Below are 24438 nucleotides of genomic sequence, written 5' to 3'. Positions count from 1 at the left end.
CTTTCGTCGCGCTGTCGATCTCGACCTTCAAGGAGCGCAGCCCCTGATCCAGAAGGCGCGCGCGCAGGCGCCGCGAGGATAGAAGACACGCGAGACGAAGCCGCGGACCGCGCAGGCGCGCCTCGAGCCGCCAGGTGATCTTGGTCGCGCCGGGATCGATCGATTCCAGCGACAGCAATCCCACGTGATCGCGCAGTCCTCTCTGGGTGCCGAGAGAGTCATGACGCAGTCGCAGGGCGATCTCCCTGCCGGGGACGATGCGAAGGATCTCGATATCGGCCCAGTAGGGCGAGGCGCCCCAGGTGCCGAGCGCGCGCCAGACCGATCCCGCGCTCTCGCCGTCACCGTGCCGCAGCGACCACCCGGTCACACGGCCGAAGTCCCTGAACCTGCCGTGGCTGCCGAGAAGGGCCGGCACGCTGCCCACGAACTCCCAGACGCGCTCGCTCGGCGCGTGGACGAGCACCGAGCGGTCCAGATCGATCCGCGCCCTGGGAAAGAGTCCGGATATGACGACGAGGAACGGAAGGATCACGAGGGCGGACGCGACGAAGAACAAGAGTGGCGCTCCGTGATCGAATTCCACCGACGCGCTCCCTGTCGCAACCCGTCCGGATCCCCGGGCGCACTGACCCGGCAGCGAAGGAACCAGAGGGCGTTCGGATAAAACAACGATCCCGCGGCGAGCACCGACTGCCGCAACTCTACCACAGGACCTCCGGAAACCGCTCCGGGTCCGGCGATATAATGACGACACCATGGCAAGCTCCACGTCCCCCCTGGCGCAGACACTCTCGGAGATGACGCGTGAGGGGGAGATCTACGAACGGCTGCCCGATGGGGCGGTGCGCTGCTACGCCTGCGGCCATCGCTGCTTCATTCCGGAGGGGCGCCCGGGAATCTGCAGGGTCCGTTTCAACGACGGGGGCCGCCTTCAGGTACCGTGGGGATACGTCGGGGCGCTTCAGGTCGATCCGGTCGAGAAGAAGCCGTTCTTCCACGTCCTGCCCGGATCTCTCGCGCTGTCCTTCGGAATGCTGGGGTGCGACTACCACTGCGGGTACTGTCAGAACTGGATCACGTCGCAGGCGATCCGCGACAAGGATGCCGTCTCGCGGCCCGATCGGACCACCCCCGAGGGTCTGGTTTCCCTGGCCAGGCGGTCCGGGGCGGCGATCCTCGCCTCGACCTACAACGAACCGCTCATCACTTCGGAGTGGGCGGTCGCCGTCTTCAAGGAAGCGTCGAAAGCCGGTCTCGTCTGTGCCTACATCAGCAACGGCAACGGCACGGAGCAGGTCCTCGATTACATCCGTCCGCACGTGCGGCTGTACAAGGTCGACCTGAAGTCGTTCCGCGACCGGAATTACCGAGCCCTCGGCGGCACGCTCAAGAACGTCCTCGACACGATCGTCATGCTCGAGCGCAAGGGGTTCTGGGTCGAGATCGTGACGCTGCTGATCCCGGGCTTCAACGACTCCGACGAAGAGATCACCGACATCGCCCGCTTTCTCAGGGGTGTGTCGCCCGACATGCCGTGGCACGTGACCGCCTTCCACAAGGACTACAAGATGACCGACCCGGACAACACGCCGGTGGCGACACTCCTGCGCGCCGCCGAGATCGGCAGGAAGGAGGGCCTGCGGTTCGTGTACGCGGGGAACATCCCGGGCAGGGTCGGGGACCTCGAGAACACGCGGTGCGCGTCCTGCCGGGCGCTGCTCGTCGAGCGGGTCGGATACCGTATCCGGGATTACCGTGTCACCCCGAAGGGGACCTGCCCGGAGTGCGCCACGGCCGTCCCCGGGCTGTGGCTCGGCGGCGCCTACCACCCCCAGGCGGTGCCGCCCGGCGGGGACGCCGGCTCCGCGGACCGCCGCACGGCATCCTGAAGCCGCACCACGAACGCGTCCGGATCGTCCGGGCTGATGACGAAGTTCCTGAACAACCCCGAGCGCCTGCGGATCGTCACGCTGTTCCAGAACTTCAGCGAGGACCAGTTCTCGTGGATCAGGGCGCCGCGGCGGTGCACCTCTTCGATGTCGGCCAGACGGATGCGTCGGACGACCCCCCCGAGGATGCATACCTGGAGACTCGTGTCGGTGATGCGGTAGGAGATCGTCCCCACGGTCAGGAAAAACGTCAGGACGACCGCGGTGACCAGAAGCGTCTCGACGATGAACAGACCGGTCATTCCGGAGGCCGGGCGGTCAGGACACCAGGCGGTACAGCGTGTCTCTCTGGCGGGGGATATACCCCGCCTCGCGGATGAGGCGCTCGATCTCGGTGCGCGTCGTGCAGCCGTAGGCGCCCGCTGCCCGCACGACGTTCTCTTCGATCATCGTGCTGCCCATGTCGTTGGCGCCGAACTTCAGGGCGATCTGGCCGATCTCCTTCCCCTGCGTCACCCACGACGACTGGATGTTCGGAATGTTGTCGAAGAACAGGCGGGTGACCGCCTGCGTGCGCAGGTACTCCGCGCTGGACACCTCCCGGCCGCCGAGCGCGGTGTTCTCGGTCTTGTAGGTCCAGGAGATGAACGCGGTGAACGAGGCCGCCCGGCGCTCCAGGCTGCGGTCCTGGAGCGCGCGGATCTTCTCCAGGTGCGTCACGCGGTCCGCGTACGTCTCGACGTGCCCGAACATCATCGTCGCGGTGGTGGGAAGCCCGAGCGAGTGCGCGGTCTCCATGACGGCCAGCCAGTCGGAGGACAGGGTCTTGAGCGGCGAGATGGCCCGGCGCACCCCGTCCACGAGGATCTCGCCCCCTCCCCCGGGGATGCTGTCGAGCCCCGCGGTCTTCAGGCGGCGCAGCACCTCCTCCAGCGGCCGCCGGCTCACCTTGACGACGTGCTGGATCTCGGGGGGCGAGAAGGCGTGCACGTGCAGACCCGGGAACTTCTCCTTGAACGAGCGCAGGAGGTCCTCGTACCACTCCAGGGGGAGATCGGGGTGGTGGCCACCCTGCATGAGGATGCCGGTGCCGCCGAGGGCCAGGGTCTCCTCGATCTTGGCGTAGAGCGACTCTTTCGAGTGCAGGTATCCCTCGGGGTGGCCGGGATCGCGATAGAAGGCGCAGAAGGAGCAGCGCACGACGCAGACGTTCGTGTAGTTGATGTTGCGATCGACGATGTAGGTCACGATCGGCTCGGGGTGCAGGCGGCGACGCACCAGGTCGGCCGCCATCCCGAGATCGAGAAGCGGTGCCGCACGAAGAAGACGCAGAGCCTCGGCGGGCTGGAGCCGCTCGCCGGACGTGACGCGATCCAGGATCGCATCGATGTCCGGCGACGGGGCGCGTGTCCTGCGCAGGTCCTCGTCACCGACGCGCTCCCACATGCGGGGATCGATCCCGCCCTCGTCGTTCCCGATCGGAAGCATCTCACTCAACGGCGCGCCGCGCCGGGGCCGCGGGGGCCGGCACCCGCTCCCAGTCGAACGGCTCGCGGAAACGGATCGGCCGCCAGCCGGGTGTGAGGCCTAGCTGCTGGGCCTGCCGGAAAAACAGCCCGAGCCCCCTGCGTTCCTCGGAGCCGAGATAGAAATGGATGTTCGTCTTCAAGTACGACTCGACAGACTCGGCTGCGATCTTGAGATCATCACCCGCCCGCAGGGCGATCTCCCTGATGTTGGCCATGCCGATGCGGCGCGATTCCAGGAACGGCCGCACCCCGTCCGGCAGGACCACGCCCGGCCTCACGGCCCAGAGGGCGAAGACGAACGGCAGACCGGTCAGGGCGAACCACTCGGCCGCCAGGTCGTGAACCAGGAGTCCGGATGTCTCGGCCGTCAAGGCCGCGTCGCCGATGAGGAGAGCCGCGTCGTGGTCGCGCAGCATCTCTTTGAGCGACGGCGCCCGCTCGTGGAACGCCGCATCCCGCACGCCCCTGCGCCACAGGACAATCTTGAGCAGGGCCACCGAGGTGCGGGAATTCAGATCGAGCGCGACGCTCCTGATCTCCTCCAGGGGCAGCCGCGACGCCAGGTAGACCGAGCGCACCCGGCGCTTCGAGGCGATGCAGATCTGCGGCAGGAACTCCGCCCCCGGAAGACCCAGGTACTCGATGGACGGGATCAACCCGACGTCCACCTTTCCCGCGCGGAGAAGGTCCGGTATCCGGGCGGGTGCCGTGTGCTGGAGCCGGAAAATACCGCGGTAGGGGCCGCGCGTGAAGCCCCAGGTGAGCGGCTGCGCGTTGACGAACGGGACCGAGGCGATTCTCAGATCGTTCATAGGATCGCTGGGACGCGCATTCTACCAGAAGCCCCCCGTCAGTCAATCGCCGCGACCCGGCGCTCGTCCCATCCCCGGGGATCGCCGCCGGGCCGAGGGATCTGCTACTCTTTGGAGCATGTCCGCAGCAACCGGAGTCCGATGAGACGGCCGATCCTCTACTTCCTCTATCTTCTTTACATCGTCGAGACAGGCGTATTCCTCGTCCTGGTCCCGTGGTCGCTTCTCTGGGTCCACTCCTACTTCGCCCAGATCCCGCCCCTCCGCCCGATTCTCCTGAGCGGCTTCGTCCGGGGATCGATCTCGGCCCTCGGTCTCCTCCAGATCGGGATGGGGGCGGTCGATTTCCTCGCGTTCTGCCGCAACCTCAAGAATCCATGATCCACCGGCCCGACAGACCGGGCGTCTGCTTCGTCACCTCCAGGACGGCCACCGGTGAGCGGCCGCTCCTGGAGGTGGTCAAAGGGGCGATCGCGGGCGGGTGCGATCTCATCCAGGTGCGCGAGAAGGATCTCGCGGGGGGCCCGCTCCTGGCGCTGGCCCGCGAGATCGTCGAGGTCGCCAAGTCGACCGCTCGGCGCTGCCCGGTCGTGGTCAACGACAGGCTCGATGTCGCCCTCGCCGCGAAGGCGGCGGGCGTCCACCTGCCCGCCGACGGGCTGCCGATCGAAAAGGTGCGGCGCGCCGCGGGAAAACGATGGGTGATCGGCCGGTCGGTGCACTCGCTGGCGGAGGCGCGGCAGGCGCAGAAGGAGGGGGCCGATTACCTGATCTTCGGCCCGGTGTTCGAAACGCCCGGCAAGGCTGCGTTCGGTCCTCCCCAGGGACCGGACCTCCTGCGCAAGGTCGTCGAGGGCGTGCGCGTTCCAGTCTGGGCCATCGGCGGCATCACGCCCGGGCGCGCGGCCGAGCTCCGCGGCCTCGCGATCGCCGGTGTCGCGGCCATCTCCTGCATCGCCGGCGCGCCGGATCCCGCCGCGGCGGTCGGCCTCCTGCGGGCGGCCCTCGTCGGCTGACGTCCGGCCTCGACACGCGCCCCGTCTGCCGCGCGGCGTCGCTCGCGATCGGGGGCTCAGCCCGCCGGGACCGTCGTCGCGAGCTGGCCGCAGGCCGCCCCGACGTCGCGCCCCTTGCTCCAGCGGATCGTGGCCATGACACCGCGGGCCAGAAGCGTGTCGCGGAATCTCTGGGCGCGGTCCACCGCGGGGGTCCTGAACCCGGGCACCCCCGCTTCGTTGTACGGGATGATGTTGACCTTGGACTTGAACCCTCGGGTCAGACGCGAAAGATGCCGGGCGTCCGCGTCGGTGTCGTTCACGCCGTCGATGAGACAGTACTCGAAGGTGATCGTCTCGCGCGGGCCCAGGGGAAAACGGCGGCAGGCGGCCACCAGCGCCTCCAGGTCGTACTTGCGGTTGATCGGAATCAGGTCGTCGCGCAGCGCATCGTGGGCGGCCCCGAGGGAGATCGCCAGTCGCGGCCGGGGGCGCTCCTTCGCCAGCCTGTCGATCCCGGGAACGAGACCTGCGGTCGACAGGGTGACTCTGCGGGGCGTCAGGCCGAACCCCTTCTCGTCCACCATGACGCGGAATGCGCTCATGACCGGGTCGTAGTTGTTCAGCGGCTCGCCCATCCCCATCAGGACGACACGATAGCCCGCTCCGCGAAGCGCGTTGTCGCGCGCCATCACGACGACCTGCCCGAGGATCTCCCCCGGAGTCAGGTTGCGCACGAGGCCCATCGTCCCGGTCAGGCAGAACCGGCAGGCGAGAGGGCAGCCGACCTGGGACGACAGGCAGAGTGTGACGCGCGTGCCGTAGACGATGTAGACCGATTCGATCTCGCGGTCGTCCTCCAGGACCATCAGGTACTTCTTCGACCCGTCCGTCGATCGGCGCACCGTCTTGATCTCCGGCAGAGCGACCCGGAAGCGGTCCGCCAGCTCGCGGCGCAGCGCCGAAGACAGGTCGGTCATCGCCCGGAAATCGGTCTCCAGGCGTCCGTACATCTGGTGGAAGAGCTGCGCGGCGTGGAACGGGCGTGCGTCGAGGGGCGCCAGGACCGAGGCCAGCTCGTTCCGGTCCAGGCCCAGCAGGTTCGGAAGGCCCTTCGGCATCGCGACTCCTCCGGAGTGAGCCCGATTCTAGCCCAAAGCGGCCGGGGTCCCCGGGGCGGCCACCGCAGCCGGGTTCCGGGCCGCTGCCGCGACTCCGAGGAGTGTGTCCGAGTAATAGCATGGGTCGCGTTCGTGGCGCCGCGGGGTCGGCCGCGAGGCGCCGCGACGACCGCGATGTGAGTCATCGCGGAGGAGCGGCAACGACGCGGACGGCCCCGCGCCGCCACGAACCCCCTGGGCACATGGGGATTGCGGCCCCATGCTTCGTTGCTCGTCGTCAACGATGCAACCAGCATCGTTTCCTCCTCGCGCCTCGCCTGGGACTCGCAAGCCCCATGTGCGCGGCCCATGCTATTACTCGGACACACTCCTAGGCGGTCGAGGAGTAGTGAATGCGGGGATCGAGGACGAGATAGAGGAGATCGATGCCGAGACTCGCCAGGACGAAGACGGCGGTCAGGAACAGTGAGCATCCTTCGACGACGGGCAGATCCCGAAGACCGATGGCGCGCACGATCGTCTTCCCCAGGCCCGGCCAGGCGAACACGTACTCGGTCGCGACCGCCCCCCCGAGGAGAGACGCGAAGTTGAGCCCGACCACGGTGACCACGGGGATGAGGGCGTTCTGCAGGGCGTGCCGCGCGAAGACGCGGGCGGCGCCGGCCCCCTTGGCTCTGGCCGTGCGCAGGAAGTCGGCGGTGCCCGCCTCGACGAGACTGGCGCGCGTGATGCGCGCGATCGCCCCCATCGACACCAGGGACAGCGTCACGGCCGGCAGGACGAGGTGGTCCCATTCCGGCAGGCGGATCGAGGTGAGGGGGATCACCATCCCCTCCATGCCGTAGCCCAGGACGGGAAGCCAGGAGAGACGCGCGGCGAACACCAGCATCAGCATGAGGCCGAGCCAGAAGACCGGGATGGACATGCCCAGGAGAGCGAGGACCAGCACGAGCGTGTCGAGGAGCCTGCCCCGGTTCAGGGCGGCGATCGATCCCAGCCCGAGCCCGAAGACGGTGGCGAGCAGGACGGCGGCGATCGCCAGGATGAACGTGGCCGGGAACGTCTCGGCGATGATCGACGCGACGCTTCGTTTCTGGATGTACGACGTCCCGAGGTCGAGGCGCAGGAGTTTGCCGAGGTACGTGAGATATTGCAACGGCGCCGGACGATCGAGTCCCCACTCCTTCTGGATGGCGGAGAGGACGTCCGGGTCGGCCACCCGGCCGCCGGCGATCAGACGCGCGGGGTCCCCGGGCAGGCAGAAGACGAACAGCCAGACGAGCGTCGCGGCGGCCAGGAGCACGGGCACCAGTCCGAGGAGGCGTCGGATGAGATAGCTCGTCAGATCGCGTCCCTCTCGATCCGCAGCCGCTCGAGCGGCAGGCGGAACTCGCCCAGCGGCGACAGGACGACCCCTTTCACGTACGGCTTGTAGAGCGTCTCCGACTGGTAGTAGTTGAGGAAGATCCAGACGGCGTCGTCCATGACGGCGATCTTCTCGGCCTTGCCGTACAGCAGGGCGCGCTCCTTCGGGTCGGTCAGCGAGAGAGCGCGATCGACGAGCGCGTCGAACGCGGGGTTCTTGTAGCGGCCGAAATTCCCCGCCGGTCCCCAGTTCGCGGAGGACAGGAGCGGTCTCAGGATGGCGTCGGCGTCCGGGTAGTCGAGGTACCAGCCGAAACGGAACATCTGCGCCTGCCCGGGCTTCTCGGCTGTGCCCGACACGCCGGAGATGTAGGCGCCCCAGTCGACTTCACGGATGGAGATGTCGACGCCGATCGTCTTCAAATCGGACTGGATCTGCGTGGCGATCTTCCTGTTGTCCTCTCCCGTGTTCACCCACAGCGCGATCGGCGGAAGTCCCTTCCCGCCGGGATAGCCCGCCTTCGCGAGGAGGCTCCTCGCCTTCGCCTCGTCGTGCGGGTAGCCCGGCAGATCGGCGTCGTGTCCGGGGATGCCGGGTGGGATGATCCCGTTGGCCGGCGTGTTCCCGCCGGGGGAGAGCACCTCCCACAGGTACGCCTTGTCCACGGCGTAGTTGAACGCCTTTCGAAGATCCGGGTTGCCGGCGAACGGCGGGAGCGCCAGGTTGAAGCCGATGTAGCCGGTGCCGATGAAGGGGTATTTCCTGACGTCCTTGCCGATCTTCTCCATCATCGCCGTGTCCGTCACCGAGGGGGTCTCGTCGAGACTGTCGAGTCCACCGGCGATGTACTCCTGCAGGGCGCTCGCCCGGTTCTCGATCATGCGGATGATCACGCGGTCCAGCGCCGGTCTCCCGCCGTAGTAGCCGCCGAAGGCCGCGAGCTCGATGAAGTTGGCCTGCTCCCAGCGCGCGAACCTGAAGGGGCCGCACCCGACCGGCGCGCGCAGGTACGCCTTGCCCGGATCGTCGTACACCTCCTTCGGCAGGATGGCCGCGTTGGCCATGGTCAGCTGCGACAGGAACGGCGCGAACGGCTTCGACAGACGCAGCACCACGGTGCGATCGTCGGGAGTCTCCAGACCCTTCACGTCGGCGCTCTTGCCGCCGATGAACTCTCCGGCCCCTTCGAGAGGCTCGAGCAGGAAACGGCGCGGCGAGCCGGTCTCCTTCCTCAGAAGTCGCTTGAAGGAATACGCCACGTCCTGGGACGTCACCGCGCGGTCGTTGTGGAACCGGACGCCGTCGCGCAGGTGGAAGGTGTACACGCGGTTGTCGGGGGAAATCGTCCAGGAGTCGGCGACCGCCGGATGGATCTCGAGCGTGAGCGGGTCGAGCTCGACCAGGCCGCGGTTGACGTTCAGGATGACCGCCTCGGAGAACTGATCGTTCGACAGGGCCGGATCGAGCGTCGGCGGATCCTCGTGCAGCCGGAAGCGGAAGACCTGCTCCTCCTTCTTCGGGGCGGGGCCCGCGGGGGCGCAGGCGGTGACCGCGGCCGAGGCCAGGGTGACGGCGAGCAGGGCCGCGGCCAGGGGGCGGACGCGAGGGGCGGGGTCGTCTCTGTGCATGCCTGTGTCTCCGCTCACGCGACGGCCCGGTTGCGGCGCGGGTCGAGCCTGTCGCCGATCGCGTCTCCAAGAAGGTTGAACCCCAGAACGACGAGGAGGATCGCCAGGCCCGGGGACAGACAGACCCACGGCCGGGCCAGGAAGTATTCCTGCCCCTCAGTCACCATGGTCCCCCAGGATGGAAGGGGCGGCCGCGCGCCCACCCCGAGGAACGACAGCCAGGACTCCATCAGGATGTTCCCGCCGATGCCGAGCGTCCCCGCGACGATGAGCGGCCGCAGGGCGTTCGGCAGCAGGTGGCGGAGCACGACGCGGACGCCTCCGGCGCCCATGGCCTGCGCCGCCTGCGCGAACTCCTGCTCGCGCAGGCGCAGGAACTCGGCGCGCACCAGCCTGGCGATGCCCCCCCAGCCCAGACAGCCGAGGACCAGGAACACCACGCCGACCGACGGGTGCGGCAGGACCCGGAGCAGCGGCGCGGTGTCGGGCTCGGGAACCGTGGCGATGATCGCCAGGGCCAAAAGCGGCGCAGGGAAGGCCAGCACCAGGTCGGTGCAGCGCATCAGGAAGGCGTCGATTCGTCCGCCCGTGTAGCCGGCCGCGGCGCCGAGGGCCGTGCCGATCGCCAGAGCGATGACCTCGGCCAGGACCCCGACCTCGAGGGAGATGCGTGCCCCGTACAGCAGGCGGCTCAGTAGATCGCGGCCGAGCGCGTCGGTGCCGAGCCAGTTGCGCGCGGTCGGAGGCGTCGGCGGCGTGACCGAGCGCGGGGCCACCTGCGTGTACGGATCGTCGCCGAGCCAGGCCGAAATTCCAGGCGCGAGGAGAGCGCACATCAGGAACGCGCCGACGAGGATCGATCCGACGAGCAGCGAAAAGCGGGAGCGTGAACGACCAGGAAGGGGCGGCGCGGGCGACGTCACGGGCGTCACGCCGGGACTATAGCACAGCGGCGCCCGGAACCCGTCTCGCCTTGCTTCACCCGGATTCCTGTGCTAGGTTCCGTCTTCGCATGAACAAGGACCAGTTGCAGTTTCTCGTCTCCGGAATCCTGTTCGGCTTCCTCCTCGGATACGTCATCGCCTACGCCGTGCACGAGCCGAAGGTCGTGCAGCAGGCCGCTCCCGTGCCGGCCGCGGGCAACATGGGCATGGGGCAGAGCGTCCCGCAGCCGGCGGACCAGGGGGGCGGTGCCGTCGGAGGCGGCGGCGGGAACGAGCAGATGATGGCGACCGTGTTCGAGGAGATCAAGAGCCTCAAGGCGGCGATCGAGAAGAACCCGAAAGACGCGGCGTCCCTCATCCGCCTCGCAAACATGTACCACGACGCCCGCAAGTTCGAGGAGGCCGTACAGTTTTACAAGAGAGGCCTCGAGGTCACCCCGAAGGATGTGGACGCGCGCACCGACATGGGGATCTGTCTGTACGAGATGGGCATGGCCGACGACGCGATCGCGCAATTCCGCACCTCCCTCTCCTACGATTCCAGACACTGGCAGACCTGGCTCAATCTGGGGATCGTGGCCCTGTCGAGCAAGAACGATGTCAAGACCGCGACCGACGCGTTCTCCAGGGTCGAGGAGATCAACCCGGGCTTCAAGGATCTGCCGATGCTGAAGGAGGCGCTGAAAAAGGCCTCGTCCTCCGTCCCGCGCCAGGCCTCCTGAGCCTCCCCGAACCCTCCTCCGCAGTTTGACTTCCCGTTCTCCGGGCATAAATTGAGCCGTTGCGGGGCTTGGAGTCTGTCCATTTTTCCGTCAGCCCGGCACGGATGGAGTCGTGATCGACGACGAAAGACTTCAGGAACTCCTGGCCAAGGCCTCCTCCCTCTACAACGGAGGTGAGTACAAGGGGGCCATCGAGGCCTGGAAGGAAGCCCTCAGCGTCGACCCCGGCAGCCAGAAGGCGCAGGAGGGGATCCGCATGGCCACCCTCCTCCTGGGAGACTTCGACACGGCATCGCCAGGGGGGGCCGAGGAGGCCGTCGCGGTTCCGGCGGACGGCGCCGACCCGGGCGCGGGGGCGCCGGTCGAAGAGACCGAGGCCCGGATCGACCTCGGTGTCGCGCGCATCAAGCAGCTCCTTTCGGAGCGCAAGTACTCCGAGGCCATCGAGGGGGCGCAGGGCCTCCTGCCGCTCGATCCCGAATCGCCCGAGATCCTCAAACTTCTCGAAGAGGCTCAGCACGCCTTCGAGTCGTCGCCGTTCATCGAAGAGCACCTGGTCCTCGCCCGCGAGCTTCTATCGCAGGAGCGATTCTCGGAAGCCGAGGCGGAATGCAAGAAGGTCTTCGCTCTCGACGCGACGCACCCGGGCGGCAAGACCCTGCTCAAGGAGATCCGGGACAAGATCCAGGCGAGCCTGAAGGCAGCGGCCAGCCAGCTCGGCGGCATGACCGTCAAGCTGACCATGCCGCAGGCGATCGCCGCCGGCGTCAAGCTGAACCAGAGAACGCCCGCCGGGCCCCCCGCGACGCCGGTGCCGCCCGCGCCGGCCCAGGCGGCCCGGGAGCAGCACCCCGAGGCTTTTGAGGCTCCCGAACCCGCGCCCGGCGCCCTGAGCCGGGATTCCGAACCGGGCGAGGCGGCGCGGACGCAGGAAGAGGTCTCCGCGCGCGCGGCGCTCGAGGCGGCGTTCGACGATCCGGCGCTCGGCGGCACGGGACCGGAGGAGTCTCCATTCGAGCTGGCCGGAGAGGGTCCGGGGGGCATCGGCTCACCCGATCCCCCCGCGGTCCAGGAAGAGGTTGTCGAGGCCCGGACGGTCCGTCCCCCCACGTCGCGCGTCGTTCACAGCGAGCCCGCTTCCGCCACGCCGCCGTCGCCCCCCGCTCCGCTCCAGGGGACGGCCGCCGCCGAGGTGAAGGAGGCGCCCGCTCCCAAGGCTGGACCGGTCGTCCCCCCGCCCGTCGTTTCAGGTGCGGCGAAGAAGAGCCAGGGACCGGTCCCCGCTCCCTCCGCCCCCGCGAAACCGGCGGCGCCGGCGAACCCCCCGGCCAGGACCACGCCGCAGACGGCGGCGCCGGTCAAGCCGGACGCTGCTTCCGGCACCGTGCCTGTCGCCGACGTGGGCGAGGAGGCGACGGCCGCCTGGGAGACCGAGCTCACGCAGCTCAACCTCAAGGACAAGGAGCGCGGACTCCTGCGCGGCACCGGCGCCAAGGCGACAGGCAAGCCGGCCGACACAGGCGGGATGGATCTGATGTCGCTCCTCGATTCGAGCGACATGCCCGGAATGCCTGGCGCCTCCCACGACACGGCCACCAAGGAGCCCGAGTCGGTGCCGGTGGCGAAGGCGAGCCCGAAGACCGCGACGCACGCCCCGGCGGGCAAGGGGAGGGGGCGCTCCGAAACGGCCGCCCAGGCTGCCGACGTGTTCGAGTCCCCCGCGCCCGCGACGAAATTCCGGCAGGCCGAGAGACCGAGACCGGTGCCGTCGGGGCGCCGTGGCGGCTCTTCGCTGAAGAAACTCTTCCTTCTTCTGCTCCTCCTCGCCGGCATCGGTGGAGGGGGCTGGTACGTCTACACGCAGCCCGGCCTGCTGCCCCGCCTGCTCGGCGGACTCGGTCAGCCGAGCCATCCGGTCGCCCCACCCGCGGGAGCCCCTGCCGGAGCCGTCGACGGGGGCCATGGTCCCATCCCCACGCCCATCGGCGGGACGAGCCGGCAGCAGACCGCCCCGCCCCCGCAGGGGGATGGGGCGTCCGCGTCCGTCGGGGCGCCGGGGCCTGCACCCTCTCAGGTCCCGCCCGCGGCGGCGCAGGCTCCGGGCGGAGCGGCCGCCGGGACCAACCGGCCTCCCGCGGCAGCGCCGGCCGGTGGTGTGGCCGGAGCGGCCCCCTCGAACGCTGCCCCGCAGTCGTCGGAACCAATCAAGCCTCCAACGGTCCCCGCACTCTCGAAGGAAGAGACGCAGAGACGGATCGCGGTCTACACGGCGGACGGCCGCCGGCTGCTCGGTCTCGGGAAGTGGCGGGAGGCGCGCGCCAAGCTGAACGCCGTCCTGGCCCTCGACCCGGCCAACATCGAGGTGAAGGATCTCGCCGACAAGGCGCAGGCGAAGATCGACGTTGACCAGAAGTTGCAGGACGAGTTCGACTCGACGAAGAGGCTCTACGCGGACAAGGATTACGAGAACGCGTTGCGCAAGCTCTACCGCCTGCCGCGCGACAAGGGTCTCGGGGACATCGACCTGTACATCCGGAACTCGTGGTACAACTGGGCCGTCGCGCTCCTGAAGGCGGGCAACACGAAGGATGCCCAGGTCAAGCTGTCCGAGGAGCTGGCGGTCGACCCGGACGACGCCTCCGCTTTGAAGCTTCAGGAAGTCGCCGAGAAGTATTCGAACCGGGCGAAGGACCGCACCTATTACGCCTTCACGGACGGCCTCACGCCGCGCGCCTTCGATCAGCGCTAGCCGTCCGCCGACCCGACCCGGGACTCCGATCGCCCTTTTATCTTAGTGCCGGAAGTGGCGGCTGCCCGTCAGCACCATCGCCATGCCGTGCTCGTCGGCGGCCGCGATCACCTCGCTGTCCTTGAGCGAGCCGCCCGGCTGGGCCACGGCCGCGACACCGGCCCTGGCGGCCTCGTCGATGCCGTCGCGGAACGGGAAGAACGCGTCGGACGCCAGCGCGGCTCCCCGGGTCGGCACGAGGGACTTCATCACCGCCAGGCGCACCGAGTCGACGCGACTCATCTGACCGGCGCCGATGCCGATCGTCCGATCCGCGTGCGCCAGGACGATGGCGTTCGACTTGACGTGCTTGGCGACGCGCCAGGCAAAGTCGAGCGCCCGCAGCTCGTCGGGGGTGGGCGCCCGCCGCGTCGCCACGCGCGCCTTCGCCATGTCGGTCCTGACCACGTCCCAGTCCTGCGCCAGGTAGCCGCCGGTCACGCGCCGGACATCGATCCCGCGGTACATGTCCCGCGCCGGGCCCGCCTCCATCACGCGCAGGTTCTTCTTCTCCGCGAGCGCGTCGCGCGCCGCGGCCTCGTAGCCCGGGGCGATGAGGCATTCCAGGAAGATCGACGCGACCTCCAGGGCGGCGGGCGCGTCGAGCGGCCGGTTGAACGCGACGATTCCGCCGAACGCGGATGTCGGATCGCCTTGCCGCGCCTTGATGAACGCCTCCTTCAGCGAGCCGCCCGTGCCGGCGCCGCACGGGTTGTTGTGCTTGATGATGACCGCGGCCGGAACGTCGAACTCGTTCACCGCCCTCCAGGCGGCATCGAGATCGATGATGTTGTTGAACGACAGGTCCTTCCCCTGCACCTGCCGGGCGGCGGCCACGGTTCCGGACGTCTCGCCCGGGTCCGCGTAGAGCGCCCCGCGCTGATGCGGGTTCTCCCCGTAGCGCAGCTCCTGCAGGAGACGCGCCTCGATCACGAGCCGCGGGGGGAAGACCACGCGTGCGCCGGCCGATGGCGGGGGCTGGCCGGAAGGGGCCGTCGTCCCGGCCAGCCGCGCCGTCAGCTCGTCACGGATGGCCGCGTCGTACGACGCGGTGTGGGCGAATGCCTTGACCGCCAGGGAGAACCGCGTCTCGTCCCCCAGCGCGCCCCCTTCCTTCAGCTCCTTCAGGATCGCCGGATAGTCCGCCGGGTCGACCACGACGCCGACGTGGCGGTGGTTCTTGGCCGCCGCCCGCACCATGGCCGGCCCGCCGACGTCGATCATCTCGATGATCTCCTCGAGACGCGCCCCGGGACGCGCCGCGACCTCGCGGAAGGGGTAGAGGTTCACGATCACCAGGGAGATCGGCTCGATCCCCGATCGCGTCAGATCGGCGCGATGGGATTCCTTCGAGAGGTCGGCCAGGATGCCGCCATGGACCTTCGGGTGGAGGGTCTTGACGCGCCCTTCCAGGATCTCCGGCTGGCCGGTGTAGTGGGCGATCTCCACGACCGGCACGCCGGCCCCCTTCAGCGCCGCCGCGGTCCCGCCGGTGGACAGAAGCGTGTATCCGAGGGCCGTGAGCTCGCGACCGAGATCGACGACGCCGGTCTTGTCGAAGACGCTGACGAGCGCGCGCTTCTTGCCGGCCGGTCTCGTCACGGCGTCCCCTGGGCCGGTGTCGGCGAAGGAGTCGGCGAGGCCTTGGAAGTCGCCGGGGGCGCTGCGCGTTTCGTCTTGGGCGGGCGGGGCGGGACCTTGACCTTCTCGGGAGGCGGCGCTCCCAGGAACGGCGTGCCGTGCATGTCGCCGTTGATCGAGACCCACAGGTGCCTCCAGATCCAGGCGATGTCGCTCGTGGAGTGCGAGTACGACAAGGAGGCGATCCCGAACGGGACGGAGCGCTCGTCGAGGGCGGAGGGGGACTTCGGCGTGCCGTCGTCCTTGAACGCCGGGCCTATGAGCGCGTAGTTCCTGCCGGCGCGGCGCGCGATGTCCCTGACGAACCCCCGGATGTCGTCCTTCTCGAGCGCTGGCGGAGCGTCGCGATCGAGGACGAATGGAATCCGATCGAGCATGCGCTCGATGTACCGGCTGTAGGCGTCACGGTACAGGGGCTCGCGCGGATCGGCGTCCGAGGCGCTGAGGGGGAACTCGACGTCCGCCACCAGGTGCGACAGCACGCCCATCTCGTAGGTGACGCTGCCGAACGGCGCCCGCCTGGCGAGCAGACCGCGGATGTCGCGCACCTTCCGGTCGATGGCGACCCCGGCGAGCCCCCCTTTGCCGTCGGCGAGCTGGAAATGGACCTCCTCGCTCTCGTGCCGCGACGGCTCGAGCATGCCGCGCTGCAGGTCCTTCTCGTAATGCGCGAGGATTTCGCTCAGCGCCGGCGGGGAGATCTTGAGCGCGTCCCGGACCATCCGGGAGCGCGTGGCGTCCGTCCAGGATTGCGCCAGCGCCACGGGCCAGAGGAAAAGCACGATGAGGCCGGTCGCCCGGACGCGTCGCGACATGCGCGGATTCTAGCAGCGGTCATCCGCCGTGACAACGCGCAATCCCGGCCGGGCTGCCGGGCCTTCTATTCGGGGACGACCGGCTCGCCGGCGAGGGCGGGTGCGGTGGCTGTCTCCCGGACCGCCGTCCCGGCGGCGCGCGCGTCGCGGCGGACCCGGCGCTTCTCGTCCACCCACGATCCGACGACCATGGCGAAGAGCATCAGGAAGTAGCAGACGAAGAAGCCGGTGGTGAATCCGCGGGCATAGTAAGCCCCGATCTGCTTGTAGTACTCGGCATACCGGGTCAGCGCGGGACCGCCTTCCACGGCGTTCGCGGCCACCGAGTGCACGAACCGCAGAAAGGCGGCGGCGGCCACCGCCAGCCCCGCCAGGGAGAGAGCGAGGACGATCAGGCGGATCACTTTTTTGCGATCGAGGGGGGCGCGCATCCTTCCGAATATACGGCGTCTTCGGGCCCGCAGCCACAGGGAACCTCACCTACGTGGCGCGGAGAGTGTTGCGCATGGAGCACGACAGTCCAATATAATCCGCGGGTCATGGACAACCTGTGGAGCGACACGGAAGCCAAAGGCCTCGAGGGGCTCGACCTGCTGGTCTACCGTTCCCGCCTGATCGGCCGCGACACCCGTCTGGTGGTCTGGGGCGGGGGGAACACGTCGATCAAGCTGACGGAGACCGATTTCCGCGGCCGGAGCGTGCGCGTCATGCGCATCAAGGGGAGCGGCTCGGACCTCAAGACGATCGAGGCGAAGCAGTTCCCCGGCATCCGTCTGGACGACCTCGAGCCTCTCCGTGAGCGCGGCTCGATGAGCGACGACGAGATGGTCGGCTACCTCGTGCAGTGCCTGATGGAGCCGGGGTCGCCGCGTCCTTCGATCGAGACGCTCCTGCATGGATTCGTTCCGCATCCCCACATCGATCACACGCACGCCGACGCCATCCTGGGGCTCACGAACACCGTCGACGGCCGGCGGCACGTGGAGGCGGTCTATGGAGACGAGGCGGTGTGGATCCCGTACCGCCGCCCCGGGTTCGCCCTGTCGCGCCAGGTGGCGGCGGCGGTCGCGGAACATCCCGGGGCGCGCTGCGTCGTCCTCGAGAAGCATGGTCTCATCACCTGGGGACGGACGGCGAAAGACTCGTACGACGCCACGATCGAGATGAACACCCGCGCCGAGGAGTACGCGCGCGACCGCGGGAAGGGGAAGCGGGTGTTCGGGCAGACGGCCCGGCCGGCGCTGGCGAAGGAGGCCCGTCGCGCGATCGTCGCGCGCATCGCGCCGTACCTGCGGGGGCTCCTGAGCGGCCGCTCGACGGAGGCCGTGGACGCCGAGACCGCAGCCGCTCATCCGAAGCGGGTCGTCCTGCGCTATGACGACGAGGACGATGTCCTCGGGTTCGTGGGCTCGGAAGCGGGCCCGCAGCTGTCGCTGGCCGGGCCGGCGACGCCGGACCACCTCCTGTACACGAAGCCGCGACCGCTGTTCGTGGACCCGCGCTTCGCCTCCGCCCTGGAAACGGAGGAGGGGATCGCCGCCCTCAAGCAGGCGATCGCCAGGGGGCTCGCGAGCTACGCCTCCTGGTACGACCTCTATTTCAAGAAGCACGCGACGGGGAAGGAGCCGAAGCTGGATCCGCAGCCGCGGGTGATCCTGATTCCGGGTCTCGGGATGTTCACGGCGTGGAAGGACGCCAGGCACACGCGCATCGTGGCGGACATCTATCACCACACCATCGGCGTTCTGCGGTCGGCGCAGGGGATCGGCGAGTACCGTTCCCTGGACGTCCAGGACACGTTCGACGTCGAGTACTGGCCGATGGAGCTGTACAAGCTCACGCTGGCCCGCCCGGGCAAGGAGCTGGAGCGCCGGGTCGCGCTGGTCACCGGCGCGGCCCACGGCATCGGCCGCGCCGTCGCCCGCAGGCTGGCGGCGGAGGGGTGCCACGTCGTCGTCACCGATCTGGACGGCGAGGGGGCGTCGAGCGTGGCGCGCGAGATCTGCGACCGTCATGGCCTGGACCGGGCGGCCGGTCTCCGGCTGGATGTCACGGATGAGACCGCCGTCCTGGCGGCCTTCCGGGAGGCGATCGTCCTCTACGGCGGGCTGGACGTCCTGGTCTCGAACGCCGGGGTGGCCCACTCATCCCCGATCGACACGATGGATCTGAAGGACTGGCGCCGTTCATTGGACGTCAACGCCACCGGCCACTTCCTGGTGTCGCGCGCCGCCCTGAGGGTCATGAAAGAGCAGGGGATCGGCGGCAGCCTGGTCTTCATCGCCTCCAAGAACGTGCTGGCCCCCGGGAAGGATTTCGGCGCCTACAGCGCCGCCAAGGCGGCCGAGACGCAGCTGGCGCGCGTCCTGGCGATCGAGGCCGGTGAGCACGGCGTCCGGGTGAACATCGTCAACCCCGACGCCATCTTCCAGGACTCCCGTCTGTGGTCGGACGAGGTGCGCGAGGAGCGCGCCCGGGCTCACGGCGTGGCGGTCGAGAGGCTCGAGGAGTTCTACCGCAACCGCAACCTGCTCAAGGTCCGCGTGCTGGCCGAGGACGTCGCCGAGTCGGCGCTCTGGCTGGCTTCCGATCGTTCCTCCAAGACTACCGGCTGCATCGTCACCGTCGATGGGGGCGTGCGGGAGGCCTTCCCCCGCTGAGCGCGGCGGGCCCGGCTTCCACCGCGCGGCACGGGTCCGGCTTGCTGCGCAAGCCTCCCCTCGGTTCGCCTCGCGCCGCCCACCGCGCGAACTCCGCGCGGCGGGGCCCCGGCGCGAGGTCTCACACGGCCGCGCGGTGGAAGCCGGGCCCGCCGCGCTCAGCGGTCGACGTTTCGCGGGCGCAACGACAGAGCGTTCAAAGACACGAAGGCAGCGGCCGCTGCCCCGCGACCCGGGGGTGTCAGGGCTTGCTGGGCTTGCGGGTCTTGGGGGGGTACATCGACTGGACCGGGAGGACCGCCGAGCCGCCCCGGTCCAGGTAGGACTTGGCGAGAATAGCCGGGATATGGCGGTTGCTCACGATCTGCGGGTTGACGCGCACGTCGAGGAGCGTCGGGTCGATCTCGATGGCGCGCTGGTAGTACGTGATCGCATCGTCGTAGCTGCCGCGCTGATCGTAGCTGGCCCCGAGGTTGTAGTAGGCCAGACCGTAGCCCGGGCTCACCTTGATCGCCCTCCGGTAGGCCCCCTCGCCGTCGGCGGACTTGCCGGAGGCCGTGAAGGCGACCCCCAGGTTGTTCCAGGCGATCGCCAGGTCGGGCTGGGCCTTCACCGCCTTCTGATACTGCACGATCGCCTGCTGCAGCCGGCCGTGCTGCACGAGGTAGTTGCCCAGCTCGTTCAGGAGGGCGGGGTTGTTCGGGTCGTCCCGCAGCTTATCGACGATCGAGCGATACTCGAGAGGGTACGCCTGGACGATCGACGCCGTCCCGCTGCCGGAGATGGACCCGGAGGGGGACGATCCCTTGGCGCCGGCGCGACCCGGCGCGGGTGCGGGCGTCGGAGTGGGCGACGGCGATGGCGCGGGTCCGGGCGGGATGGGCGGTGGCGGAGTCGGAGTGGGACTGGGTCCGGGGGTCGGTGTCGGCTCGGGCGGCGGGGCGGCCCCGCCCGTCTCCTGTGCGAACAGACCCGTGAAAATCGCTCCGGCGACCGCGAGGACGAGGATCAGAGCCGCCGGTCGGACCTTCATGCGGACCTCCTATTTCAAAGGCTTCGCCTTGATGCTCACCTTGTTGTCCTTGGAGTATATCTTAAAGTCGATCGTCTCACAATCGACCTGGCCCTTGATGGCGGCGGCATGCCGGGCGATCTCGCGGGCGAAGGAGTCGAACGACGGAGTCTTCTTGTCCCCCGCCTTCGTCTTGGCGGCGACGAAGTTCTGGTAGAAGTTCTTCAGCGCCGCGTCGTTCCGCTGGGTCGTGGAGATGCGCCACGAGTCGGGCGGCCGGTGCTCACCCGGCCGGTGGCCCGCCTTGTGCCGGGTCCCCGGATGCGCGGCCGTGGCCGCGGACCCGTTCGACCCTCCGTTCGCGCCGGCCGCCGCCCCCGCCTGCTGCGCGTGACGCCGGGCGAGCGGGTGGAGGTGCGCTCCCTCCTCCTTGGTCCTCAGGTTCTTCAGCCACAGCTCGGAGTAGGCGTTGAACTTGTTGAGCACCGCGTTGTAGAGGAAGCGGTCTCCGGACGATTTGAGATTGAACTGAAGCTTCTTCAGCTGCTTGTCGAGGGCGTCGCGCTGGTCGGTCGGCGGCTTCTGGACCGAGCCGATGAAATAGAGGTCGAACTGGATCTTGAGCTTGGTGATCTGGGTGTCGACCTGGCGGATCTCTTCTTCGACGGTCAAGGTCTGTCGTCCTCGTTCGCGATCGCCCTCGAGGGGGCGATGACGCTCTGGCTTGCGTGCTTCAATATAGGTTCCACTCTCACCAGAATTCAAAAGCCGGATCTTTGACAGTCCCTTCGCACGTGTGGTGAAATGCCCGTCCTGATTCGATTACCACTTTGTTCTCGCGCGCAAACCCCGCGCCCCGGAGCCCCGATGTCCGCGACCAGACCGGTCATGATGCGTGGCGCGCGCCGCTCCGGCGCGAAGGGGGCGGGGCGGGTGGCGCTGCGGGGCCTGCCCCAGGTCCATGCCGTCATGGAGCGGGAGGACGTCCGCCTCGCGGCGGATCGCCATGGGCGCCGGCTGGTCGCGGCCCTGCTGCGCGAGCGTCTCGCGACCCTGCGGGACCACGTCCGATCCGGGAAGCTGGACGCGGCCGCGCTCGACGGCGCCATCGCGGGGCTGCCCGACTGGATCGAGCACGCGGCCCGGGCCCGGACCTCGTCCTCGATCAGGCCGGTCGTCAACGCCACCGGCGTGATCCTGCACACCAACCTCGGACGCGCGGTGCTGCCCGAGGCTGCGACGCGGCGCATGGCCGAGGTTGCGCGGTCCTGCACGACGCTCGAGTACGACCTGGCGCGGGGCTCGCGCGGCTCGCGCTCGGCCCATCTGGATCGTGTCTTCGGCCTGTTGTTCCCCGGGAAGGCGTTCCACGTCGTCAACAACAACGCGGCGGCCGTGCTCCTGGCCCTCAACACCCTGGCCGAGGGGAAGGAGGTCATCGTGTCGCGTGGCGAGCTGGTCGAGATCGGCGGCTCGTTCCGCATCCCCGACGTCATGCGCAAGAGCGGTGCCGTCCTGCGCGAGGTCGGCGCGACGAACAAGACGCGCCTCTCGGATTACGAGCGCGCCATCGGGCCGAAGACCGGGCTGATCCTCAAGGTCCACCCGAGCAACTACCGCATCGTCGGGTTCACCGCGCAGGCGACGCTCAAGGAGGTCGCCCTCCTCGGCCGGCGGCGCAAGGTGCCCGTGCTCCTCGACCAGGGGAGCGGCAACCTCATCGACCTCCGACCGCACGGTCTGCTCAACGAGCCGTCGGTCTTCGACGCCCTGGCGGACGGCGCCGACGCCGTCTGCTTCAGCGGCGACAAGATGCTGGGCGGCCCGCAGGCCGGTCTGATCGTCGGCCGCAGGGACCTGGTCGGACCGATGAAGGAGAACTCGCTGACCCGGGCGCTGCGCGTCGACAAAATGACCTACGCCGCGCTCGAGACGGTCCTCCTCGAGTACGTGCGGGGCACCGCCGAATCGAGCCTGCCGGTCCTTCGGATGGTGACGATGACGCCCGCGGTAATCGAGGCGCGCGCGCGTCTCCTGATGGACAGGGTCGCGGCGCGCGCGAAGGACGGTCTGGCCCTGGCGATCGTCCAGGGACAGTCGGTCTCCGGCGGTGGCTCGGCCCCGGAGGAGGGGCTGCCGACGTCTCTTCTGGAGGTGAGGGTGCCCGGCCGGTCGGCCCGGTCCGTAGAGGCCGCCCTGCGCTCCCACACCACGCCGGTCATCGCGCGCATCGAGGAGGGGCGGGTCCTGCTCGACCTGCGAACGGTGCCGGAGGAGCAGGAGGGGACTCTTCTGGATGCGCTGGTCGCTCTCGCCGTCCGGGCGTGAACATCCCGCCGCCGGACAACCCGGCGCCGAGGTCATCGACCGGGGTCAGACGTTGAACCGGAAGTTGATCACATCGCCGTCCTGGACGACGTAGGTCTTCCCCTCCGAACGCAGCCTCGCCTTCTCGCGCGCCGCGGCGATGCTCCCCGTGGCCACGAGGTCGTCGTACGACACGACCTCGGCGCGGATGAACCCCTTCTCGAAGTCGGAGTGGATCGCCCCGGCCGCGCGTGGGGCCGTGGCACCGCGCCGCACCGGCCAGGCGCGGCACTCGTCCTCGCCCACGGTGAAGAACTGGATCAGGCCGAGAAGACCGAAGGCGGCACGGATCAGACGGTCCTTCGCCTGCTCATGAAGCCCGAGATCGTCGAGGAACGCCCGCGCATCGGCGGCGTCCAGGGAGGCGATCTCCTCCTCCACCTTGGCGGAGATCGCGCACAACGCCATCTGGCGCCGGGCCGCGAACGACTGTAGACCGAACCCTTCCACGAACCCGGCCATGGTCCTGACGTCCGCCTCGTCCAGGTTGACGATGAGGAGCATCGGACGGGCGGTCAGGAAGGCGAAGCCCCGGATCTTCTTCAGATCGTCGTCCGACAGGTCGAGCTCGCGGATGGGGGTCTCGCGCTCGAGCGCCTCCAGGCAACGCCTGACCACCGGCAGCTCCAGCTCGTCGTCCTTGTTCTTGGCCTTCTTGATGTTCAGCTCCAGCCGCTCGAGCCGCCGCTGCGCCACATCGAGGTCCGCCAGGATCAGCTCGGTCTCCATGGTGCCGATGTCGCGCCTCGGATCGATCGACCCTTCGGAGTGCGGGATCGAGTCGTCCCGGAACGCGCGCACCACGTGGGCGATGGCGTCCACGTTGCGCATCTCCTTCAGGTCGATCGATTTGGCCTCCCCCTTCTGCAGCCCCACGATGTCGAGGAAATCGACGTGGGCGTGGGTTGTCTTCTTGGGCTTGAACATCGTAGACAGCCGGTCGAGACGCGGCTCGGGCACTTTCGCGACGCCGACGTTCGGCTCGGCTTTCCCTGAGGCGTACTTCTCCACGGCGACGTGGGCGCCGGTCAGGATGTTGAACAGAGTGGTCTTGCCTACTTTCGAGAAGCCTAGCAGGCCGATTTTCAAGGCGACTCCCCCCTCATGCGGCGGGATTCTATCCAATGTGGTGCCGAGAGTGTGGTTCTTGATGTCTGGAAGTGTCTGCGACCCGATTGACAGGGCAATCTCTCCGGGGTCAGGTTCCAAGGCTCAGTGATTGCTAGGTTGATTAGAACGCCCGGGCGAGGTTGTGGCGGGTATTGGAAGGAAGGAGGGGTGTGGTCCAGAGGCGGCGGTAGAGGGAGGACCAGACGCCGGGGAGCTTCAGTCGGTGAAAGAACAGGCGGTGTGACAGCAGCCGCTTCCAGCTCCAGGGCGCGTCGGTCAGTCCCAGGTGCATCGCCGGAGTGCGCGGGTCGGGACGCCGCTCCGAGCGGCGCTTGACGAAGTTGCGCCATACGGCGGCCAGGAACAGGCGCTCCAGGATGGCGTTCAAGCGTCGCCCGAAGGCGATGGTCTCCCGCCTCTGGTGCGCCAGGGTGTGCCGCAGGATCTTGTGCAGCAGGTCCACCGGGAACATCGCCTGGTCTCTGACGCGGGCCGCGGCGGAGCGGGGTGAGCCCTTCGGTCCGCGGCGCGGATTGGGGTAGCGTTCGAGGACCAGGCGGCGAGCTTCTTGGTGTCGTGCGACCGCGTGGTCGTAGGCCGGATGCCCGTCGCCTCTGACCCGCACGCTCCGGCCGGGTTTCCCGAGGGCCACCAGCAGGTCGAGGGTGCGGCCGCTGGAGCCGGCGTAGCCGCCTCGGGCCGACCGCCTGGGACGCGCCTCCAGTCGTCGCTGCTGAATCGCCGAACGATGTCCGGTGCGCGCGTGCGGCGCCGGGTCGAGGCCGTACACGAACCACGACTCCGCCCCCACCGGCGTGGCGACTCCAAAGGGATAGTCCTGGGTGAACTCGAACGTTTCGAAGTGGTCGAGGACGAACGGCTCGTCCACGCTCCCGCCGAGCTCGAACAGGGCGCGCGCCAACAGCAGGATGGCGTGACGCCCGAGCCGCGCCGCCAGCCGGGTCACCGTCGACGGCGCGCATCCCAGCGAGCGCGCAATCTGCCTATGCGCCGAGCCGGCGACCAGCCCCGCCGC

Annotated in this window: 22 protein-coding genes; 7 read left to right on the top strand and 15 right to left on the bottom strand. The window is 68.9% G+C overall.

Annotated elements, in window-relative coordinates:
- The coding region (locus VEW47_08375; GenBank protein HYS05196.1) for an SRPBCC family protein at positions 1-586 on the bottom strand (586 nt) is incomplete at its 3' end.
- 172 nt (positions 587-758) lie between these two features.
- Here VEW47_08375 and amrS point away from each other — a divergent pair.
- Positions 759-1892, top strand: a complete 1134-nt coding sequence (gene amrS, locus VEW47_08370) for an AmmeMemoRadiSam system radical SAM enzyme (protein HYS05195.1) — start codon at positions 759-761, stop codon at positions 1890-1892.
- Here amrS and VEW47_08365 read toward each other — a convergent pair.
- From VEW47_08365 to VEW47_08355, 3 genes are read right to left on the bottom strand one after another with little or no spacing between them, the layout of a single operon-like run.
- Entirely contained in the window at positions 1826-2194 is a 369-nt protein-coding gene (locus VEW47_08365) for a hypothetical protein (protein HYS05194.1), read from the bottom strand. The genes amrS and VEW47_08365 overlap by 67 nt on opposite strands.
- A gap of 16 nt (positions 2195-2210) precedes the next feature.
- Entirely contained in the window at positions 2211-3380 is a 1170-nt protein-coding gene (gene mqnC / locus VEW47_08360; protein HYS05193.1) for a cyclic dehypoxanthinyl futalosine synthase, read from the bottom strand.
- A 1-nt stretch (position 3381) separates the two neighbouring features.
- Entirely contained in the window at positions 3382-4233 is an 852-nt protein-coding gene (locus tag VEW47_08355; GenBank protein ID HYS05192.1) for a menaquinone biosynthesis protein, read from the bottom strand.
- A gap of 141 nt (positions 4234-4374) precedes the next feature.
- Between VEW47_08355 and VEW47_08350 the strand changes: the two genes are divergently transcribed.
- Both VEW47_08350 and thiE read left to right on the top strand, forming a co-directional pair.
- A complete protein-coding gene (locus VEW47_08350) occupies positions 4375-4614 on the top strand; it encodes a hypothetical protein (protein ID HYS05191.1) in 240 nt (79 codons plus the stop codon).
- On the top strand, positions 4611-5249 hold the full coding sequence (gene thiE, locus VEW47_08345; protein ID HYS05190.1) for a thiamine phosphate synthase: 639 nt from the start codon (positions 4611-4613) through the stop codon (positions 5247-5249). The genes VEW47_08350 and thiE overlap by 4 nt, the downstream gene beginning before the upstream one ends.
- A 56-nt stretch (positions 5250-5305) precedes the next feature.
- On the opposite strand, the gene rlmN is transcribed toward thiE, so the two are convergent.
- The 4 genes from rlmN to VEW47_08325 all read right to left on the bottom strand — a co-directional run bounded on the left by rlmN (position 5306) and on the right by VEW47_08325 (position 10275).
- The gene (gene rlmN / locus VEW47_08340; protein HYS05189.1) at positions 5306-6349 is read right to left on the bottom strand and encodes a 23S rRNA (adenine(2503)-C(2))-methyltransferase RlmN; all 1044 of its coding nucleotides are present in this window, start codon (positions 6347-6349) and stop codon (positions 5306-5308) included.
- A 370-nt stretch (positions 6350-6719) separates the two neighbouring features.
- Entirely contained in the window at positions 6720-7679 is a 960-nt protein-coding gene (locus tag VEW47_08335) for an ABC transporter permease (GenBank protein HYS05188.1), read from the bottom strand.
- Between the two features lie 11 nt (positions 7680-7690).
- The gene (locus VEW47_08330) at positions 7691-9343 is read right to left on the bottom strand and encodes an ABC transporter substrate-binding protein (protein ID HYS05187.1); all 1653 of its coding nucleotides are present in this window, start codon (positions 9341-9343) and stop codon (positions 7691-7693) included.
- Positions 9344-9357: 14 nt separating this feature from the next.
- Positions 9358-10275, bottom strand: a complete 918-nt coding sequence (locus VEW47_08325; protein HYS05186.1) for an ABC transporter permease — start codon at positions 10273-10275, stop codon at positions 9358-9360.
- Positions 10276-10355: 80 nt separating this feature from the next.
- Between VEW47_08325 and VEW47_08320 the strand changes: the two genes are divergently transcribed.
- Both VEW47_08320 and VEW47_08315 read left to right on the top strand, forming a co-directional pair.
- On the top strand, positions 10356-11009 hold the full coding sequence (locus tag VEW47_08320) for a tetratricopeptide repeat protein (protein HYS05185.1): 654 nt from the start codon (positions 10356-10358) through the stop codon (positions 11007-11009).
- 112 nt (positions 11010-11121) lie between these two features.
- Positions 11122-13758 (top strand): hypothetical protein, encoded by a 2637-nt coding sequence (locus VEW47_08315; GenBank protein HYS05184.1) that lies wholly within the window; start codon positions 11122-11124, stop codon positions 13756-13758.
- Positions 13759-13800: 42 nt separating this feature from the next.
- Here VEW47_08315 and purH read toward each other — a convergent pair whose 3' ends face one another.
- From purH to VEW47_08300, 3 genes are all read right to left on the bottom strand, one after another.
- Positions 13801-15399, bottom strand: a complete 1599-nt coding sequence (purH, locus tag VEW47_08310) for a bifunctional phosphoribosylaminoimidazolecarboxamide formyltransferase/IMP cyclohydrolase (protein HYS05183.1) — start codon at positions 15397-15399, stop codon at positions 13801-13803.
- A complete protein-coding gene (locus tag VEW47_08305) occupies positions 15396-16253 on the bottom strand; it encodes a hypothetical protein (protein HYS05182.1) in 858 nt (285 codons plus the stop codon). The genes purH and VEW47_08305 overlap by 4 nt, the downstream gene beginning before the upstream one ends.
- A 65-nt stretch (positions 16254-16318) precedes the next feature.
- The gene (locus tag VEW47_08300) at positions 16319-16684 is read right to left on the bottom strand and encodes a hypothetical protein (GenBank protein ID HYS05181.1); all 366 of its coding nucleotides are present in this window, start codon (positions 16682-16684) and stop codon (positions 16319-16321) included.
- On the opposite strand from VEW47_08300, the gene rhaD reads away from it, so the two are divergent.
- On the top strand, positions 16580-18913 hold the full coding sequence (gene rhaD, locus VEW47_08295) for a bifunctional rhamnulose-1-phosphate aldolase/short-chain dehydrogenase (protein HYS05180.1): 2334 nt from the start codon (positions 16580-16582) through the stop codon (positions 18911-18913). The genes VEW47_08300 and rhaD overlap by 105 nt on opposite strands.
- Before the next feature lie 241 nt (positions 18914-19154).
- Here rhaD and VEW47_08290 read toward each other — a convergent pair whose 3' ends face one another.
- Complete coding sequence (locus VEW47_08290) at positions 19155-19946, bottom strand: tetratricopeptide repeat protein (protein HYS05179.1); 792 nt, start codon at positions 19944-19946, stop codon at positions 19155-19157.
- Between the two features lie 9 nt (positions 19947-19955).
- Entirely contained in the window at positions 19956-20597 is a 642-nt protein-coding gene (locus VEW47_08285; GenBank protein HYS05178.1) for an MXAN_5187 C-terminal domain-containing protein, read from the bottom strand.
- A gap of 195 nt (positions 20598-20792) precedes the next feature.
- Between VEW47_08285 and selA the strand changes: the two genes are divergently transcribed.
- The gene (gene selA, locus VEW47_08280; GenBank protein HYS05177.1) at positions 20793-22253 is read left to right on the top strand and encodes an L-seryl-tRNA(Sec) selenium transferase; all 1461 of its coding nucleotides are present in this window, start codon (positions 20793-20795) and stop codon (positions 22251-22253) included.
- Positions 22254-22298: 45 nt separating this feature from the next.
- Here selA and ychF read toward each other — a convergent pair whose 3' ends face one another.
- Both ychF and VEW47_08270 read right to left on the bottom strand, forming a co-directional pair.
- A complete protein-coding gene (gene ychF, locus VEW47_08275) occupies positions 22299-23381 on the bottom strand; it encodes a redox-regulated ATPase YchF (protein HYS05176.1) in 1083 nt (360 codons plus the stop codon).
- Between the two features lie 142 nt (positions 23382-23523).
- On the bottom strand, positions 23524-24438 hold a 915-nt coding region (locus VEW47_08270; protein HYS05175.1), incomplete at its 5' end, for a hypothetical protein.

It is taken from the genome of Candidatus Dormiibacterota bacterium (assembly GCA_035635555.1).
Taxonomy (GTDB): Bacteria; Acidobacteriota; Polarisedimenticolia; order Gp22-AA2; family Gp22-AA2; genus Gp22-AA3.
The sequence above is the reverse complement of the archived record's forward strand: the minus strand, read 5'-3'. Positions and strand labels throughout refer to the sequence as shown.